13 protein-coding genes are annotated in these 20,112 nt (G+C 43.5%); 4 read left to right on the forward strand and 9 right to left on the reverse strand.

Going from position 1 to position 20,112, the window contains the following annotated elements; genetic code table 11:
- Positions 1 to 83: 83 nt before the first annotated feature.
- The 4 genes from NJD71_RS02235 to NJD71_RS02250 form a co-directional block, all read right to left on the reverse strand.
- The gene (locus tag NJD71_RS02235) at positions 84 to 1,244 is read right to left on the reverse strand and encodes a hypothetical protein (RefSeq protein WP_319050297.1); all 1,161 of its coding nucleotides are present in this window, start codon (positions 1,242 to 1,244) and stop codon (positions 84 to 86) included.
- 62 nt (positions 1,245 to 1,306) lie between these two features.
- Positions 1,307 to 3,583 (reverse strand): class 1a ribonucleoside-diphosphate reductase subunit alpha, encoded by a 2,277-nt coding sequence (gene nrdA / locus NJD71_RS02240; RefSeq protein WP_319050298.1) that lies wholly within the window; start codon positions 3,581 to 3,583, stop codon positions 1,307 to 1,309.
- Positions 3,584 to 4,084: 501 nt separating this feature from the next.
- Positions 4,085 to 4,375 carry a YbeD family protein gene (locus tag NJD71_RS02245; RefSeq protein ID WP_442967638.1) on the reverse strand — a complete coding sequence of 97 codons (291 nt, stop codon included), beginning with the start codon at positions 4,373 to 4,375 and terminating at the stop codon, positions 4,085 to 4,087.
- Positions 4,376 to 4,645: 270 nt separating this feature from the next.
- Entirely contained in the window at positions 4,646 to 5,572 is a 927-nt protein-coding gene (locus NJD71_RS02250; RefSeq protein ID WP_319050299.1) for a bestrophin family protein, read from the reverse strand.
- 632 nt (positions 5,573 to 6,204) lie between these two features.
- Here NJD71_RS02250 and NJD71_RS02255 point away from each other — a divergent pair.
- Positions 6,205 to 7,704: a SulP family inorganic anion transporter gene (locus NJD71_RS02255; protein WP_319050300.1), complete on the forward strand. Its 1,500-nt coding sequence runs from the start codon at positions 6,205 to 6,207 to the stop codon at positions 7,702 to 7,704.
- Between the two features lie 70 nt (positions 7,705 to 7,774).
- On the opposite strand, the gene rpoD is transcribed toward NJD71_RS02255, so the two are convergent.
- The 3 genes from rpoD to NJD71_RS02270 all read right to left on the reverse strand — a co-directional run bounded on the left by rpoD (position 7,775) and on the right by NJD71_RS02270 (position 13,785).
- Positions 7,775 to 9,697: an RNA polymerase sigma factor RpoD gene (gene rpoD / locus NJD71_RS02260; protein ID WP_319050301.1), complete on the reverse strand. Its 1,923-nt coding sequence runs from the start codon at positions 9,695 to 9,697 to the stop codon at positions 7,775 to 7,777.
- A 545-nt stretch (positions 9,698 to 10,242) separates the two neighbouring features.
- A complete protein-coding gene (locus tag NJD71_RS02265) occupies positions 10,243 to 12,438 on the reverse strand; it encodes a DNA primase (RefSeq protein WP_319050302.1) in 2,196 nt (731 codons plus the stop codon).
- Between the two features lie 138 nt (positions 12,439 to 12,576).
- Positions 12,577 to 13,785: an outer membrane protein assembly factor BamD gene (locus tag NJD71_RS02270; RefSeq protein WP_319050303.1), complete on the reverse strand. Its 1,209-nt coding sequence runs from the start codon at positions 13,783 to 13,785 to the stop codon at positions 12,577 to 12,579.
- A gap of 826 nt (positions 13,786 to 14,611) precedes the next feature.
- On the opposite strand from NJD71_RS02270, the gene NJD71_RS02275 reads away from it, so the two are divergent.
- The gene (locus NJD71_RS02275) at positions 14,612 to 15,727 is read left to right on the forward strand and encodes an RluA family pseudouridine synthase (protein ID WP_442967639.1); all 1,116 of its coding nucleotides are present in this window, start codon (positions 14,612 to 14,614) and stop codon (positions 15,725 to 15,727) included.
- Between the two features lie 139 nt (positions 15,728 to 15,866).
- Complete coding sequence (locus NJD71_RS02280) at positions 15,867 to 16,763, forward strand: polyphenol oxidase family protein (RefSeq protein WP_319050304.1); 897 nt, start codon at positions 15,867 to 15,869, stop codon at positions 16,761 to 16,763.
- 104 nt (positions 16,764 to 16,867) lie between these two features.
- Here NJD71_RS02280 and NJD71_RS02285 read toward each other — a convergent pair whose 3' ends face one another.
- A complete protein-coding gene (locus NJD71_RS02285) occupies positions 16,868 to 18,124 on the reverse strand; it encodes a YeeE/YedE family protein (protein WP_319050305.1) in 1,257 nt (418 codons plus the stop codon).
- Positions 18,125 to 18,867: 743 nt separating this feature from the next.
- Here NJD71_RS02285 and NJD71_RS02290 point away from each other — a divergent pair.
- Positions 18,868 to 19,479: a flavodoxin family protein gene (locus tag NJD71_RS02290; RefSeq protein ID WP_319050306.1), complete on the forward strand. Its 612-nt coding sequence runs from the start codon at positions 18,868 to 18,870 to the stop codon at positions 19,477 to 19,479.
- A 105-nt stretch (positions 19,480 to 19,584) separates the two neighbouring features.
- On the opposite strand, the gene NJD71_RS02295 is transcribed toward NJD71_RS02290, so the two are convergent.
- Positions 19,585 to 19,716, reverse strand: a complete 132-nt coding sequence (locus tag NJD71_RS02295) for a hypothetical protein (protein WP_319050307.1) — start codon at positions 19,714 to 19,716, stop codon at positions 19,585 to 19,587.
- Positions 19,717 to 20,112 lie beyond the last annotated feature (396 nt).

Genomic DNA, 20,112 nt, shown 5'->3' on the forward strand with positions numbered 1-20,112 from the left:
TTTATGATCTCCATTTTTTATTTTGTATATGTGTTTCAATTATAGCGGTAGCCAATTCTGCCTACTGTTTGTATCTTCAAAGATTACTTTGAGCCTTTATTAAATGAGCTTAGAAGTCCAGTTAGCTGTTCAAGGCCGTCAAAAGTTGCTGGCATTTGATCTTCAGTAGCTACAATAGGCGCAAAAATCACACTCTCAAATTTGTCAAAACTTTCCTTCATATCTTCTGTTCTAAGTTTGGCAGTTTCTGTATTATAGTTATGTATAAACCTACATAAAGTTAAGCGTAAATCAATCTGAAGTATTTGCGACTTAATAGATTTGACATTAACTAATGATATTCTAAAAAAATAGAGTAATATAAATAGGAACAAGATTGTTGAAATAGTTACTATGATAAATATAGGACTATCAAAACTGTTAGAAATTAAGTAATTTGCCGACCAGACAGATTTTGAGATTATTAGTAAAATTATTATAATCATCAGAGTATAATATGAACCATTTTGCCAAAATAATTCATTTTTTTTCTCATCTTTGAGTGTTTTAAAACCATCTGATAATCCTAAGAAGTTGTATGCATTTTTCTGTTCATCTAATGATAATTTGATTGCACCAATATCAGATACTAATTTCTCACTTTCAGTATTTTGCTTCTTAATGAAAGCTTCGTTATTTTGCAAAGCTTTAACAGTCTCAAGAACTTTAGGTTCAAGATGTTGATTCAAATGTACAGTAAAGACATTTTTTGGAATTTCGAACCATAAGTATCTCAATCTTTTTATAGTTTCAGGTGAAAGGTATTCAATATAATAATTTAATTTATTAATTATACCTTCAAAAAATTTTTTATTATGTATGTCAGAAACTATGAAAGATGCTTCATAGAAATCTGCATATAATACTAGATATAGAGATTCAATAATATTATCAAACGCAAAACTTTCTATGTTTTCTCCATGTATTATCTTTAACAAGGTAATATTGCAATTTGCTAAAAGGTTTTCATTAATCGCTTTACCACTGTCTGACCAGCTGTTATATGTTAAATTTAGCTTATCCAATTTGTAGAGTCTGTCAATATTAGCTTTATTTATAGCCTCACTCAAAATGGCAGATAAATTTCTTTTTTCACCAATAATAGTTGTATCGTTACTTTTTTTATCTAAAAAATCGTATAGAGTTACTTGTAGCGTTTTAAAATCTGGCGTTTCATATCCACAAATCATTTGTATTATTTCCATAAAAAGAATTAGTAGACAAATAGCGAGTCTAACCTAAAAGCAAAACTCGCCACCTAATAAACCTATATCTTACAAGCCCCACCTGCACAATCATCTTCCATATCCGCTTGGGCATCGTTCGCACCATCACGAGTGTTATGGTAGTACAACGTCTTCACACCCATTTTATAAGCGTTTAGCAAGTCTTTTAGCAAGATCTTCATCGGTACACGGCCACCAGCATAACGAACTGGATCGTAGTTGGTGTTGGCAGAGATACTTTGATCGACGAATTTTTGCATGATAGCGACCAGCTTTAGGTAACCGTCATTGTTTGGCATTTGCCATAGTAGCTCGTACTGATCTTTTAGCTTATCAATCTCAGGCACGACCTGCTTTAAGATGCCATCTTTTGACGCTTTGATAGAGACCAGACCACGTGGTGGCTCGATACCGTTGGTCGCGTTGGCGATCTGGCTTGAGGTCTCAGACGGCATCAAGGCGGTTAGGGTAGAGTTGCGTAGACCGTGCTCAGTGATCTCGCCGCGTAGCGTTTCCCAATCGAGATGTAGCGGCTCTTGGCAGATTTTGTCCAAGTCGGCTTTATACGTATCAATCGGCAAGATGCCTTGTGAGTACGTCGTCTCATTGAACGCAGGGCACGCGCCTTGCTCTTTTGCCAATTTGTTCGACGCTTTTAAGAGATAGAACTGCAACGCTTCAAACGTCTGATGAGTCAGACCAAGCGCGCTGTCGTCTGAATAACGTGCGCCATTCTTGGCTAAGTAATACGCATAGTTAATCACGCCCACACCGAGCGTACGGCGACGCATGCTGCCGTTTTGAGCCGCTTTTACGGGATAGTCTTGGTAGTCGAGCAGGGCATCAAGCGCACGCACGATTAACTCGGCTGGCTCTTCAATATCGCTGACATTTTCGACTTTACCCAAGTTGACCGCTGATAGCGTACATAGGGCGATTTCGCCTTCTTCATCATTGATATTATCCAGTGGCTTGGTCGGTAGGGCGATTTCCATACATAGGTTTGACTGGCGAATCGGCGCAATGGCCGCGTCAAATGGGCTATGCGTGTTGCAATGATCGACGTTTTGGATATAGATACGACCCGTGCTGGCGCGCTCTTGCATCATTAGGCTGAACAAATCAGCGGCTGGGATTTGACGGCTACGGATGTTAGGATCGTTTTCGTACTTGGTATATAACTCTTCGAACTTGTCTTGATCTTCAAAGAACGCATCATACAAGCCTGGCGTATCACCTGGTGAGAATAGCGAGATGTCTTGGCCTTTGATTAGGCGCGTGTACATTGTTTTGTTTAACTGTACGCCGTAGTCCATATGACGGACGCGGTTGTCTTCAACGCCGCGGTTGTTTTTGAGTACCAGTAATGACTCAACTTCTAAATGCCATAGTGGATAAAATAGAGTCGCAGCACCGCCACGGACGCCACCTTGTGAGCAGCATTTCACCGCTGTTTGGAAAAGTTTGTAGAACGGGATACAACCAGTATGCTGTGCTTCGCCGCCACGGATAGGGCTACCAAGGGCACGGATACGACCTGCGTTGATGCCGATGCCAGCACGCTGTGACACATAGCGTACGATGGCGCTAGTGGTGGCGTTGATTGAGTCTAGGCTATCACCACATTCGATCAGTACGCACGAGCTAAACTGGCGCGATGGCGTACGTACACCTGACATGATAGGTGTCGGTAGGGAGATTTTGAACTCTGAGGTCGCATCATAGAAGCGTTTGACAAAATCAAGACGATCTGACTTGTCGTATTGGCTAAACAGACACATACCGACGAGCATGTATAAGAACTGCGGGCTCTCATAAACCGTCTTGCTCACGCGATCCTGTACCAGATATTTACCAGCCATTTGCTCAACAGCCGCATAAGCAAGATTCATATCACGCCAGTGATCAAGGTATTCTTCTAACTCATCAAATTCAGCACGGCTATAGTCCGCTAGGATATGCTCGTCGTATTTGCCAGCGTCTGTTAGCGTTTTGACATGGTCATACAGATGCGGCGGCGTGAATCGGTTGTAAGCAATCTTACGTAGATGGAAGATAGCCAAACGCGCAGCTAGATATTGATAGTCAGGCGTGGTCTCAGAGATGAGGTCGGCGGCAGATTTGATGATGGTTTCGTGAATATCACGAGTCTTGATACCTTCATAAAACTGGATGTGCGACTTTAGCTCAACTTGTGATACCGACACGTTGTCCAAGCCATCCGCGGCCCATGCGATAACCTTGTGAATTTTGTCTAAATCAATAGGCTCTAAACGTCCATCACGCTTGGTTACTTGGATTTTATCAATATGTGTCATGCTGGCCTCTATTTTGATTGCTTATTGTGATGTCGCGCGCCAAAGCAGCGGCAGACATTCTTTATAACGCTATGATGCTGGGTTGTGCTAGCTGTTTTTTAGGCAAAAAGCGACCACTACTCGTAGTGATGGTTAAAATCACTGAGTACTACATATAGCGTGTTTGTTAATTGGTAGGCACAATATAGCGGGAAAATTCTGAAAATACTATATTGATTTTAGGATAAAACTATGTTGCTACAAGGTTGTAGCCAGTCCAAATTTTGGCAAAGGACGATGGGATAAGGGTTAGACGCAAATGCGGTCAATAATAAATTTTTTGTAAAAATAGTGCAGGGATTTATTTTTCATTCTCTCGGTTATTGTCGACTGATATTGCGAGTCATGGCGGCAATAATGCGGGCGCAGATTGTACATCAAACCACAAAAAATCGCCACCCATATCTTATTACTAGCGAGTGACGATTTGGACTAAAAAGGCGTTAAAGTTTTCTATGCGACTTATAAAACAATACGAACCGTCTTGGCATTGTCAAGCGCGGCATAAAGCGTATTGACTTGATCAGCGGCGGTCAGGTACAGATTGACCCGTGCTGAATGAAAACGACCCGTTCTAGAAGGTTTCACTTCAATAGACGCCAAATCAAAATCAGGGAATTGGCTACCTAAGATAAGCTTGATTTCATTGAGCAAACTCTCGTGCTCACCTTCATGACCAATGATGCTGAGTGGGTAGTTCATTGGGAACTCCCACAGCTCTGGGTTTTGAATGTCTGTTTTTTTTCCTTTCAGAACGCCTTTATTTGGCGTCAAATCAGTGACTTTCACTGACGGCTGATTGCTGGTTGGATTATTTGTGCTGTTGTCGACGTTGTCTTTTGAATCATCACTCATGATGTGAGCCTCGCTTTTATAGATAATATTTTTGAATAGATCAGCTGGTTAGAGTAGAGGTTTTTGCCTACGGCAGCTTTGTCTGCTATTTATAGTGGCGTGCGTGGGATTATTCAAGTTGCCTTTGTCTCTAGTTTGTCTTGTTACGCTTGGAGATGACTCAGATGCTTACGGTAAATAGCCATCGATAGGCGTGATATCAGGCGGGATGTTGGTTTCTCCCAGCGCTTCTCGCAGATTAATCTCGATAGTGCGTGACAAAGCGGTCAGAGGTAACTGATTAGCCGCCAAGCCAAAAGGTTCTTCTAGCTCTTCACTCAATGCATCTAACCCAAAAAAGGTATAAGCGATTACCGCGCAAATCAACGGAGTCGCCCAGCCGAGTGAGGCCACCAAGCCAAAGGGCAACATAATGCAATACAGATAGGTCGTACGATGCACCAATAGCATATAAGCAAAAGGTAGCGGTGTATTGAGAATGCGCTCACAGGCCGCCAAGACAATCGTCATGGAGGTCAGGCGCTCGTCCATGTTTTGTATAACCTGCTCTGAGACCAGTTGTTGACGCCGAATATCGCCAAGCTGCTTACCCATGAGGCGCATTACATAATCAGGCACGTTTTTTGCTTCGCGCATACGGTCATGGTGTATGGATGCGACGAAGGGATCAATATCCGCCCAAGGTGGCGTACCACGCAATCGATGACGGACAGCATGCACAAATGCAATGGTCAGGTAAATTATGTTTTGCTGTGCTTGTTGTCCAGCCTCGTCTTTTTCGTCTATAAAAGAGAGTACTTGACGGGTTAAGCTGCGAGAATCATAGACCAATTGACCCCATAGTCCGCGCGCTTCCCACCAACGCTGATAACTGGCATTATTGCGAAATCCGAGAAACAGCGATAGAGCAATCCCCAGTAAGGTAAAAGTCGCAATACCATAATAAGGAAAAGAGTCAGGAAGCCAATGCTGAATAATCGTGATAAGCGTACTAAGGATGGTAATCAATAGCAACTGCGGATAGATTTTTGGAATGATTGAACCGCGAAGGGCGAAAAATATCTTAAAAGGGTGGGGTGTTTGCCGGACAATCATGTCAGTTTCCTAGCGATGGGTTCTATGAGCACAGTATTGAAGGTGCGGTATGATTTTAATATAGAATTGGAATCTGTAAAGGTTAGAAAATTATCAGTGTAACGGGAACTAGTAATAAAATCCTATTGATTAGAGATTGCTATACAGATGAAACAGAGTAAGACGATAATTAAAGCTCAATGACTCAGTAACTTAGCAAAAGATAGACGGTTTTATTGACTTACCTATATGTGTTAAAATGATGCGAAATATCACTTCTTAATTCTATAAAAGCTGTCCACTATAAAGATGAATACGCCACCCTAGTTGTACCCCTCCTCAGTAAACATTGCTCCCGACAGCAATGACTCTCATAAAGCGTCTGACGCTTTTTCTTGTGCATATGCACTGCTTTAACGTTTGTATCATTATCCGATGTATCGATTAGATCATTAACTGATAAAGTAAGTTATGACAATAACTCGCTAACGATGACAGTTCACATTTTTATATTTATTATTTGATGGGCAATGTGCCTAGATAGAGATGTGTCAGACTTTTCATGTTAGATATTCCTTATGTCTCTCCTAGAGATTTATTAGATACGTTGTGTATTGGCAGACTAAAGCAGTTCCTAAAAAACTGAGTGAAACATGTTAAACAAAATTAAAGAGCAATGGCTAGGCAACGTGAGAGGCGATGTCTTGGCTGGCATGGTCGTTGCTTTAGCGCTTATTCCTGAAGCCATTGCGTTTTCCATCATCGCTGGTGTTGATCCCCAAGTAGGCCTTTATGCCTCGTTTTGTATTGCTGTAGTTATTAGCTTCGTCGGTGGACGTCCAGCGATGATTTCAGCAGCGACTGGCGCAATGGCGCTCCTCATGGTCACACTGGTCAAAGATTATGGCTTGCAATACTTACTGGCAGCCAGTGTCCTGACAGGTGTGATACAGATTATCTTTGGCTTTTTAAAGCTGGGTAATTTGATGAAGTATGTGTCTCAATCTGTTGTCCTTGGTTTTATCAATGCTTTGGCCATTTTGATCTTTATGTCGCAAATTCCTGAGCTGATGCCGCAAGCTGGCTCAAATTTAATACATGTCTATGCTTTGGTAGCATTAGGCCTAGTGATTATTTATGGCTATCCATACATACCAAAAATTGGCAAAATCATTCCATCGCCACTGGTCAGTATCGTACTGGTGACGGCCATAGCCATTCTATTGGGCGCAGAGGCTCGAACCATCAATGATATGGGTCGGCTTCCTGATACCTTACCGATATTTTTGATACCTGATATCCCGTTGAACTTAGATACTTTAATCATTATTTTTCCATATTCTATCAGTCTGGCGATAGTGGGCTTGCTTGAGTCTATGATGACCATGACCATTGTGGATGATTTGACCGATACCAAAGGTGATCGTACCCAAGAATGCAAAGGTCAAGGCATTGCCAATGTTATAAGCGGTTTTTTTGGTGGAATGGCAGGCTGTGCGATGATTGGTCAATCTATCATCAATGTGAAGTCTGGCGGCTATACGCGTCTCTCGACCTTAGTAGCAGGCGTATTCTTGTTATTAATGGTTGTGTTTTTAAGTGATTGGTTAAGGATTATCCCAATGGCTGCGCTTGTCGCTGTGATGATTATGGTATCTATTGGTACCTTTAAACGGGGTTCTTTTAGAGAGCTAAAAACCAAACCGCTACAAAGTAACGTCGTGATGCTGACGACGGTTGCTGTGGTGGTCGCGACGCATAATTTGGCCTATGGCGTATTGATAGGTGTGCTGCTGTCAGCACTGTTCTTTGCTAATAAAATTGAGCGCTATATGAGCGTGCATAGTCACATGGATGAAGCAGAGCGAACACGTTATTATCACGTTGATGGTCAAGTATTTTTCTCATCAGCAGAGCGTATGATGGAATCTTTTGACATTAAAGAGTCTGTCTCTAAAGTGATCATTGATGTATCGCGCGCGCACTTCTGGGATGTGACAGCAGTCGCCGCGATTGATAAAGTGATTATTAAGTTTCGTCGTGAAGGCACTGAGGTAGAGCTTATCGGTTTGAATGAAGCGAGCCAAGCGATGATAGAGAGTTTCGGTGTGCATGATAAGCCCGATGCTGAGCAAAGTTTAGGCGCGCATTGATAACATAGATTAACAGACACAAAAAAGCCGAGATAAACTCGGCTTTTTTTATACTTAACTAACTAAAAGCTTAGTCATTTTCTAAGAAAGAGCGTAGGTGCTCAGAACGCGATGGATGGCGTAATTTGCGTAGTGCTTTTGCCTCGATCTGACGAATACGCTCACGCGTGACATCAAACTGTTTACCGACTTCTTCCAAAGTATGATCCGTTGGCATATCGATACCGAAACGCATCTTGAGCACGCGCGCTTCACGTTCAGTTAAGTTGCCGAGTACATCACGAGTGGCTTCTTGTAGTCCAGCCGCCGTCGCATCGTCGACAGGGCTTGAGATCGTACCATCTTCGATGAAGTCACCTAGGTGTGAATCTTCATCATCACCGATAGGCGTCTCCATAGAAATAGGCTCTTTAGCGATCTTGAGCACCTTACGGACTTTGACTTCGTCCATCTCTAGACGTTCGCCTAATTCCTCAGGCGTTGGCTCGCGTCCCATTTCCTGTAGCAGCTGACGTGAGACACGGTTAATCTTATTGATGGTCTCAATCATATGTACTGGAATACGAATGGTACGCGCTTGGTCAGCAATAGAGCGAGTGATTGCCTGACGAATCCACCACGTAGCATAGGTTGAGAACTTATAACCGCGGCGATATTCAAACTTATCAACGGCTTTCATCAGACCGATGTTACCTTCTTGGATCAGATCCAAGAACTGTAGACCACGGTTTGTGTATTTTTTCGCAATAGAGATAACCAGACGTAGGTTGGCTTCAACCATTTCTTTTTTGGCACGGCGAGCTTTTGCTTCACCAACAGCCATACGGCGTGCCACATCTTTCATATCGTGGATTTTCATATCGAGCTGCTGCTCGTAGTCACGGATACGACGTTGTAATAAGATGACGTCATCAGTGACTTTTTCTAGCGTACCAGCAAATGCAGGCTTACCTTTGATACGCTCAATGAGCCAATCAACATTGGTTTCATTGCTTGGGAAAGTCTTGCGGAACTCTTCGCGCGGCATACGACCACGGCGAATCACCAGACGCATGATCTGGCGCTCTTGCTTACGCACATCATCATAGACATCATGCATGATTGCCATAACTTGATCTGACAGACGGTTGTTTAGCTTCAACATCATGAAGCGTTCAGCAAGTAGGGCATACGCAGTATCTGCCTGTACGCTACCACGACCATAATCTAGCAAGGCTTGCTTGGCTTTGATAAATAGATGCTCGATCTCTTCTAGACGTAGACGTACTTCTTCTGGATCAAGACCGCTGGTTTCTTCTTCAGCTTCTTCTTCAACGTCGTCTTCATCTTCGTCTTCATCATCAAGGGCTTCGGCTTTGGCATTGACCTTGGCTTTGATAACTGGTGGGTTTTCTTTTTCTTCTTTGATGCGCTCACGCTCTTCTTTCGCCGCTTCTTTTGCTTCTTGAGCAGCGATTTTGTCTTCTTCGGTTTCAGGGTCTAAAAAACCAGTGATGACATCAGACAGCTTTTTTTCGCCGTCTTGTACTTTTTGATATTCATCAAGGACGAACTGTACGGTACCCGGCCAGTAAGACATAGCGTGCTGTACGTCACGAATACCTTCTTCGATACGTTTAGCAATAGAGATCTCGCCCTCACGGGTCAGTAGATCAACGGTACCCATCTCACGCATATACATACGGACAGGGTCAGTGGTACGGCCAGGCTCGGTCTCAACAGAGGCAAGTACCGCTGCTGCTTCATCTGCTGCCATGTCATCGTCACTTGAATCATCATTCATCAAGATGTCATCGGCATCAGGAGCAGACTCAAAGATTTTGATACCAACATCGGTTAGCATCTGCACAATATCTTCGATCTGATCGCTTTCGGTAATAGAGTCGGGCAGCTGGTCATTCACCTCAGCATAGGTAAGATACCCTTGCTCTTTGCCCATTTGGATTAAGGTGGCCAGTTGAGATGTGGACTTAGAAACTGACTTATCGTTCATAAATACTCGCTTACTTGCATCGGACATTTTTATATTGTGACACGCTATCGCTCGCTCTTTGCGTTGATCTTATCAGTCGATTGATCAAAATATGGCGTAGAGGTTGTCAATAATATCAAAAATGAGTTGATATGAATAAAGGCTCAAAACACTACAATAACAATGCTAAAAAAATAACTATGCTAAAAAACAGCTAAAAATTAGAAAAGCTAAAAAACTTCAATACAGTACCCAAAAGAATATAGTACTCAAAATACAGTACTTAAAAATAGTATCTAAAAGCGGATACGTAAAAATAATACCTAAAATTTGTGCTTAACGATGCATGCTCGCAGTCATTCACCAAGCAGTGCTGTCAATATACAGCGACACAGTTTAACACAGACCGCAGCTCTCAAGCACGAGCTAGTGATAGCTACTAGCCATTTTTACTGATTATTTATTATCAGTTGAATGATATAGGAGCTGCTCATGCTACTGGGCATAATCATTAGTAGTGGGGGCAGTAACTAAACTTTTAAAGGGTCGACATTTGAAATTGAGCATTAAGACTGGACAGTGACCATTTGTGATGAGCGTTCGGCATGTTGCGCGCGCAGCCAATTACTCAAATGCTGGGCTTGCATACGTACGATTGCTTGTTTGATATGATCAGGGTTTTTTATTAATTCTTGCATTTTTTTCTTTATATTACGCTCGAGTAGGGAGCTTACTAGCTCTTGTATTAAGTCATCAAGACTGAGAACGTTCCTTGCGGTTAATGCTCTATAAAACCCGCCCCAGCTACCGCTCAATGTTACTTGATTGGTATGATCAAGGTTAGATAATATAAAATGTGCCGCCGCATTGGCATCTGTTGGTAAATGCATGACACAACGTTTGATGGTTGTAACAACATTCAGTAGCGCAGCATCTTGCAAGTCTTCCCATGCGATAGCTCGGAGTGCATCGCTCGCGGCCTTTTTTTGTATGTGGGCTGGCAGCTGTAATCTTGTCAGCCCAGACTGTTGCCAAATAGACTCAATAGGATCATCGACTAACGCGCGTGGCTGAAATAAAAAACAAAGCTGTAGTTGCTGACTGATGGTCATGTCACCATCGAAATCTAGCAGCGCATCTTTGGCTTCGACATTTTGACTGCGCTTGCCGCCCAGCTTTTGATACACATCATTGTTGAGCAAATAGCGAAAACTACTGCCTTTAGGTAAGGCGGTGGTCAACGAGCGTACTTGCGACATGAGTTTGGCTTTGCCTTCAGCCAGACTCATGTCATAGCGCTCACTCAAGTATGCAAAAATATACTGTGATAGCGGCATGGCATTAGCGATTTGCTCACGCATGGCATCGCTGCCCTGACTTTTGATAAACGTATCAGGATCATGATTGTTAGGCAGGGTCAAAAACCGTAGCTCTTTGTCATCGGCCAATACAGGTAGAGCAACCTCAAGCGTACGCCAAGCCGCTTTTTGTCCGGCACTATCGCCATCAAAGCTCAAGGTAAGCGTTGGGTTTAGAGTCAATAAACGTGATATCTGGCTTTCATTGATGGCAGTACCCATTGACGCAATAGCACCATAGATACCAGCCTGATAAAGAGCAATGACATCCATATAACCTTCGACCACCAGCCAGTCATTGGCACGCTGCTGACGCGACTCGTAATAGCCATAGAGTACGTGCTGCTTGTGAAAGACAGGCGAGTCTGAGGAATTGATATATTTGGGCTTAACTTCATCGTCAAGCGCTCGACCACCAAAACCAATGGTACGACCTTGATTATCACGAATAGGGAAAATCACCCGATCGCGTAGCAGATCATAGTCGCGACCAGATTCTGACTGGCGCACTAGTCCCAAGGCTTTGAGTCCTTCGATATCTTGTGGAAACTGGTGCTCAAGATGTTGCCACCCAAATGGCGCATAGCCTAAACCAAAAGTCTCAAAAGTCTCTTCAGTGAGTCCACGAGACAAAAAATACTGCTTGGCATGAGGGTGAGTGGTTAGGTTATGCTGATAAAACTGCTGAATTTGCTCTAGCAACACGTACAGGTTGCCATCTTGGTCAGTCGTCTCAATACTAGCTATGCCTGCATCGGTGTCCGTCAGCCATGCTGGCGGGTAGCCATCATCCTGTGAATAATCGGACGGATATGAGTCCGCTGCGTATGGCACTGAATCGTAAGCATCTATCGGCGGGAAATTATCGTAGCCCTGAGCATCTGGATAACTGGGCTGATCCATGTAGCTTTGGTCGCTGCTATCTGCATGGCTCTGATCTGCATGACTATGATCTGTATGAGCCTGTTTTATATTGCTCTTGCTTGAGTCGCTATCATTTGGATGGCTTTGATTGACAGCTTGACCTACGGCTGCGCTAGAACGGTTTTGTTCCTGCGGCGGAGTCACAGGTTTGGGTGCGCGGCGCTGGTAGCTGACGTTTTGTTGTTCTTCTTTTGGTACCTCAATGCCTGTTTGTTTGGACAGCTCATTGACCGCTTCGATGAAGGTCAAGCTTTCATAATCACGCAAAAAACTGATGGCATTGCCACCAACACTACAGCCAAAACAATGGTAGATGTTTTTTTGTGGATTGACATAAAATGAGGGTGATTTTTCACCATGAAAGGGGCAACAGCCTTTATATTCGCTACCAGCACGTTTGAGCGTGGTATGTCGACCAATAATGCTGATCAGGTCAGCTTGGCTATTTAGTTGTTCAAGAATATGGTTAGGGATGCTCATACAAAAAACAGTTTACCATAGGTCAATTATATTGGGGCAGAGCGAATAGCATACCACTAGAAAAATAAGGCCAACATAGTGTTGGCCTTATTATTAATCATATAGACGATGATGACTTAACCCAGTCACTGAGTGTGATTATTCGTCGTCCATATCTGATGGGGTCAGTAGTATGCTATTGCTACTATCATCTAGGGTGGTGCGGCGTGTTGGGTTGATGTTTTGTGGATCAACGTTGGCTTCTCTCGCCGTAGAGCCAGTGCTTGATTGACTGGTAACGCGTTCAGCCGATGCTTCTGGTAGACCTAGCCCAACATTAATACCGTTGTTGCCTGAGGCCATCGCAGTATTGGCAGTGGTTGCACGAGCAGCGCTTACACCATTATCGCTTGGTAGTCTGAGCTGGTTTGCATTGCGAATCATTTGGGTCTTGGTCGCGCCATTATATTCGCCAGTTGCCACTGAGTTGTCAGTTGTGTTTGAGCGACCAAGCTTACCAAAAGTCACTTTGTTGAGCCAAGAGCGATCACGTTTAGTGCTTAGCTTCACACTGCCGTTGCTGGTCAACATGTCTGGATAGTTGATTTGCAAGAGCGTTTTGTACTCGTCTGCCAAATCTGTTAGACCAAGCTTGTCGTGGCTATAGGCTAAGACGGCTAGGGCATCTGGAATCGATTCGCTAAGTGGGTAGTACTGGAACACCCATTTGGCGCGGTTAACAGCTGCCACATAAGCTTCACGCTCGATATACCAGTTGGCTGCGCTCATCTCGCTTTGAGCAAATTGATTGTAGATGAAGGTCATACGCTGAGCGGCATCTGGTGCGTAAGGGCTGTTTGGATACTTGTTGATAAGTTCTTGGAAGTTGGCAAAAGCAATACGCAAATACGCAGTATCACGCTCTGCTTGGTTGAGTTTAAATAGCTTTAAGCTCTCAGATGAGCCTTCCATATTGGCAACGCCGCGTACATAGTAAGCATAGCTGACTTGCGGGTTAGACGGATATAGACGGATGAATTGCTCAGCACTTGCCGCTGCCATCTCGTATTTATCAGCCTCATACTGTGCGTACATCATGTCGAGCAATGCTTGCTCAGCATACTGTCCAGTTGGATAAAAAGTACGCAAATTGGTCAATTCTTCAATACCTTGGAGATAACGACCTTTATCGATTTGAGCAACGGCATCGCTATAGTAACCTTGCTCTGATTTTTCTGCAGTTTCTACCGCATCGACGTCTTTGGCACCCGTTAGGTTTTTGAAAGTTTGGCAACCCACTAGATTGACGCTAAGCGCAAGTAAGGTTATTGAGGACAGCTTGATAAACGTATTGCCAACAGCTTGCATACTTCTTCTCCGACACAAGACGCATAATAGCAGCAGCGCTATCATGCTATATAAAAGGTTAGTGATAAAAACAATTCACGAATAATAAGGTTTTTATCGAATGCAGTTTTTGTTATGACGTATTTTACTCATAGAACTGATTAAGCTATGAAAAATTTATAAATGTTCAGCCGCGCATGCGTGTTTTATCACAGTCAAACGATATAGAGAGCAAACGTTGTCGATAGAGTGCAACGGCACTCAAATACGGCATGTCAACAGAGCATTCAAATACAAAGCATTCAAATATAGTGCCATAGCATACAGCAAAACATGGCTACACTTTATAGAATAACGTCAGCTTCGTCTATTTTTTCGCCACAGGTATTTTACAGGCAGTTTAACATGAGCGGCTATCACGAGCGATATCGAATATCACTGGCTGGGACAAATATACAGTAAATTACAGCAATGTTATGTTCCAGAGAGCTAAGGGGTAAATGTTAAACGCTCAAAATCGATAGATACCAGCCACTTTTATAGGGCTTGGGCGCGTGACATGGTACACTATGGCGATATTGTTTCCGATTTTTTGAGTCCTGATTGCTTTTGTATGTCAGCTAAAGGTCAAAAAACGCCAACGTTTTATAATTTTTCTATTACTTTTTTTAAGGCTGCCTTATCACTATCTGTTAAGGGTCTTGATATGTATAAATTCGCTATGAACAATAACGCCATGACTACCCATTTATCACAGAATCAATCGTCAAAGACTGATTCATCAGCACAAGAGCCACCAATGCCAAATAACGTTTTAAATAATGAAGAGCTACCTGATAATCAGACAATGATTGATGAAGCACATGATGAAGTACTGGATAACGACGATATGCTCATCGACGATGATGGTGTTGAAGAGCGTGGTATTGATGATGGCGATGCAGATGATATAGATGATAGCGACGATGATGAAGCGCCAGTAGCAGGTCAAGCGGTGCCAGTAGTCGTAGATATGACACACATCGTCACAGAAGAAGAGTCTGGTTTGCGCATTGATAAAGTCGCCTCGCAAGTATTTTCAGACTTTTCGCGGGTGCAGTTACAAGGATGGATAACCGACGGCAGCTTGCTATATAACGGCAAAGTGCAAAAGCCAAAGGTCCGTGTAAAAGCAGATGATGTGCTACATCTATCAACGACGCTGCAGCAGCATAGCGAAGATCAGCCAGAAGACATCGATATCAATGTGGTCTACGAAGATGATGAGGTACTGGTGATCGATAAGCCTGTCGGCATGGTGGTCCATCCTGGGGCAGGCAATCAAACTGGCACTTTAGTCAATGCCTTGCTATACCATTATCCGCAGCAGCACCATCTACCGCGTGCTGGTCTGGTACACCGTATTGACAAGGACACCTCTGGGCTGCTGCTTATTGGTAAGACCAAACCTGCTCAGATGGCGCTAATGGAACAGCTAAAAGACAAGTCTGTCTATCGTCACTATAAGTGTGTGGTAGCAGGTGACCAAGCAAGTTTGCTGCGTCATCGCCGTATTGATGCACCGATTGGACGCCATCGTACGCAGCGTACCAAAATGACAGTCATGACAGCAGGCCGTGAAGCGGTGACGCATTTGCTGAAAGTGACGCCCCTTAATGACAACTACTGCCTGCTAGATGTGGGGCTTGAGACGGGTCGTACCCATCAGATTCGTGTGCATTTGAGTCATGTGACTTATCCGCTAGTAGGAGACCGTGTTTATGGTGGTCGTCGTCAATTGCGTGCAGGATTGTCCGAAGCACAGCGTCAAGCCATTAATAATTTCCCGCGCCAAGCACTGCATGCTTATACTTTAGGTTTTGTTCATCCAGCGACTGGTGAAGACATCGAAGTTACTACGCCGCTGCCAGAGGACATGCAAAAACTAATAGCCGTATTAAGTGATGGTTATGATGAAGAGTAAAACCTGCTAAAACAAAGCTACGGAAACAATGCTGCGGTTGAGTCATTGCTGTACACAGGTATGACACCTATCTAGTCTACGGCAGTGATACAACCAACCTCATCGTGAGGTAATCGGTGGATAAAGGGGTAGAGCAGTCATGATAAACAAGCTTCCGATAACAAATAACTTCCCAATGACAATGCTTGCGCAAATGGACGAAGTGGCTGTTTTTCAAACGGCTGCGTTTGCGTATGATGATAGGGATGACTCTGTTACCAGAAACCAGCGTACGGGGTATGAGGGTCAGTCAAATTACGGTGAGCTGAATCTAGGTCTTCATGTCAATGATAATGCACTGCAAGTATTAGATAACCGCATGAGTCTATTAGCTGCTATCAATGAGCAGCTGGCAAGTGAGTCATCACTAGATGGGCAGTATGGCAGGATCAATAGTATACATTGGGTCAGTCAAGTCCATGGACAGCAAATCCATGATATTGATGCGACGACGTTGAGTATGACGCCATTGGCTGCTGATGCAATGGTCAGCCAACAACGTGGGCGCGGACTAGCGATAATGACGGCAGACTGTGTGCCGATTGTCTTATACCAGCCTACCAGTGGCAAAATAGCGGCGATCCATGCAGGCTGGCAAGGGCTGGCGTGTGGCGTCATTCAAGAGACGGTACAGCGCTTTACCGATTCAGGGGCTATACAGGCTTGGATAGGGGTCTGTATCAGTCAGGCTAACTACGAAGTAAATACAGACGTTCGCGATAAGCTACTAGCAGGATGCATAGAGCATCAGGCATTATCACAGGAACATATCGATAATTTTGCGACGCTGTTTTCTATCCCATCTATCGATGACAAGGTCAAGTTGGATTTACCGAAGCTTGCTGCCATGCAGTTAGAAGCGGCTGGCGCTACCATTATGAATGATTTGCCGGTTGATTGTAGTTACGCAAATACTCACTATTACTCTTACCGTCGTCAGACACACATGCAGCAGCTGGCAACGGGTCGGATGGCACTGGTCATAGTGCGTCGTTAGAAGCGCTCTAATTATATACGTAAAACAATAGACAATAAAAAACAGCAGAATAGTCTGCTGTTTTTTTATTTAAGAACTAAATTTTTATTAACACAAGATCTGCATTAACAAACAGAATCGCTAGATTTTGGCACTGACAAGCCAAATAAAGGACGTAAATATAGTGCTAAAAACGTACCTGCCATTGCGAGTATGCCCCAGATATAGCCATGCAAACTAAAAGAAGCGATACCGCCAAAATAAGCGCCAATGTTGCAGCCGAATGCTAAACGTGCGCCATATCCCATCATCAACCCGCCAATGACAGACGCTGCAAAATTACCTGTAGTAATCTTAGTAAATTTGAACAAGCCGCCCGCTGCAGAAGCGATAAACGCACCGACGATGATACCGATATTTAGTACTGTGGTCGAATCTGCAAAGATAGAGGCTTCTAGGGCTGCTGCATTAGCACCCTGCCAGTAGCCCCAGCTGGCGACATCCATACCAAAGCCGCTTGCAATTTTAGAACCCCATAATGTAAAGGCAGAGGTAATCCCCCATGGCTGACCACGCGTGAGCAGTGTCAGTCCGTTAAGTAGAGCCAATACGATAGCGGCAGCAAACAGTGGCCAAGAACCGCGAAAGATTCTTCTCCAGCCAGACTCAGAAGGTACGGGTGCCATCTTTGGTGCGTTTCTTTTTTTCTCAACGATCAGAGTCACCCACGCGATGATACCGAATATCGCAAGAGACAATAGCCATGCCCCCGTATAACCGAGATCTGTGGATGTTGCCAAAGAAAAAGGCGCCGCTGCGGGCATCTCCTCTGTCCAAAACGGCAGATGATAAGCGCCAATCGTCGCGCCTATGATGAAGAAGATAAAGGTGATAAACATTACTGAACGGCCGCCGCCTACCGCATAGAGCGTACCAGAGGCACAGCCTCCACCAAGCTGCATGCCGATGCCAAACACGAACGCACCGACGATCAGGCTGACACCTAACGGGGCGACATAACCTGCCACAGTTCCACCGAATAGCGTCGTACCATAAGCAAGTATGGGCGCAAACAAGGTGACGGCAACCGCTAGCATCAGCATATGAGAGCGCATCGCCTGACCATTGCCCACTGCCATGATGCGTCTAAAAGCAGAGGTAAAGCCAAAGCGTGCATGAAAGAGGGTATAGCCCAACAACAGCCCAATGCCAAGTAGCAATGATTGAGAGATATGCTGGGTAGCCAGTAGATACACAAGCACCATTAATCCTACGATACCGCCCCCTATGATCAAGGGTTTTTGCGGGGCATTCAGAGTAAGATCGTCTCTGACAATGGGGTCTTTTGTATCGTTTACAGGTTGAACGAGAGTAGTAGTCAAGGTAATAGCTTCCTTATCCGACAGTTTTATCAGATATCGTTTTTACGAGGATTTATGTTTTATATGTATGCAGGTTTATATATATGCAGGTCTACAGAGTTGAAAAGTCGTATCACGGTCAAATTAAGAGAAGCGCTACATCTTAATCCTATTAAGCGTAATGTAAACCTGAAGAGAGTAGAATAATTTGAATTAGCATATAATTATTTGGAATATAGGAGTTAATTGCTGATATTGTTCGAGGTTGATAGTCGTCTATGTAGTTAATAAACATAAGGGTTATCAGCGTATGAAGGCCATTACGTCTATTTAAGGTAAGACTCTAGGCTGTATTGATCGTGCATAGCGCATCGTTTGGTAAACCGCGTAGCCTGATAGTTTGATAGGTTGGAATCTAACAAATAACTCAAAAATAAAAATACGTCTGATACAATAGGCTTGAATTCAATGAAGTTCATCGCATATATGATGATACGTGTACGCTGACGTATAAAGGTCATGTGGAAGCTTTGTTATTTAGAGATTTTACCATTTAGAAATGCTGTCATCGACGCTTTTGTCCATGAGAATGATTGATTTAGTAATCAATTGCTTAGAGTCGCCTGTCAGCACTTGATTGCTCATCAGTGATAATGATGACGCCTTTACCAATCAAAGCGATGTCACAAGCTACTGACCATCGCTAAGTAGCCGATATTTTATAATCTTTGTTATTCAACCAATTATTTATTATTAGAGTACGTATGAATACACCTGTTAAATCGTCTGAAACATCTACTGATAGCACGCCCAACGTATCAATCGCTGTTATTTTTCATAGTAATTATGGTCATACCAAGCGTGTCGCTGAAGCGATCGTAGAAGGTGCGTATCAGCAATTGCCGCAAGCTCAAGCAAGGGCAGTCGATATTTATGATATTGATTGGGACTATTTAGATCAGGCAGATTTGCTGGTTTTCGGTAGTGCAGTATATATGGGTAGCGTGACCGCTGAATTTAAGACCTTTATGGATGAGACTTCAAAGCGCTGGTACAACCGTAAGTGGGAAGGCAAGTGGGCCGCAGCCTTTGCCAATTCGGGCGGTTTGAGCGGTGATAAGCTTGCTGTACTACAGCAAATTTCGTTATATGCGATGCAGCATGGCATGAACTGGATCGGTCTGCCCTTGATGCCGACAGGTCATGAGTCACATGATTTAAACCGTTTATCTAGCTTTTTGGGTTTGATGACGCAGTCGCTTGATGGTCCACCTGAAGAGACACCAGGGAAAGGGGATATCGACACCGCTATTTGGTTCGGTGATCATTTGGCAAAGACTATTATCAAGCACCAGCCAGCTGATACTAAAGGCTAGACAAACGGATAGCTGACAGACCAATAGAAGAAAAAAGCAGACACCTTGTGATGTCTGCTTTTTTTATGCCAAATTTATCTTGGAGAGAGTTTTTGTATCGAGTATTTATTGAGCAGTTAGCATAGCAGGAGCAGGAGCAGCAGTCACAGGAATGGGGCTGTCAACAAACTGAAATGCCTGACACCCTGTCAGCATTGTCGTCACTACCAACAAATAAATAAAGCTAAATGACTTCATGATCGTATCTCAAGGGCAGTGTTGACCAGTAATATTTTTCTACTACCGATTATCATAAGCGATGACAGTAAAGTATTGGATGTATTTTAGCTATTATATATAAAAATCAGCCAGCTATAAAAGTTTAGACAAGATATATGTGTTTAGCCTTGTTTTTGAAAGAATTATTTATTTGATTATAATCTACTTTATTGATTACTTCGCTTTTTCTGTTCCGCACATGATTAAAGCTGATGTGTAGTGGCAATATATTTGCTGCTACACATATCAATCAGAGCCATTAAGCATCTTTTTATATATCAACTATTCGGTAGTATTGGCAGGCATCCTAATGGGTTGTATTGTAAATAAGAATAGTGATAATATGTTGAAAGCTGACCAAATAGTCAGGTATCT

This window comes from Psychrobacter sp. PP-21 (assembly GCF_033790785.1).
Taxonomy (GTDB): domain Bacteria; phylum Pseudomonadota; class Gammaproteobacteria; order Pseudomonadales; family Moraxellaceae; genus Psychrobacter.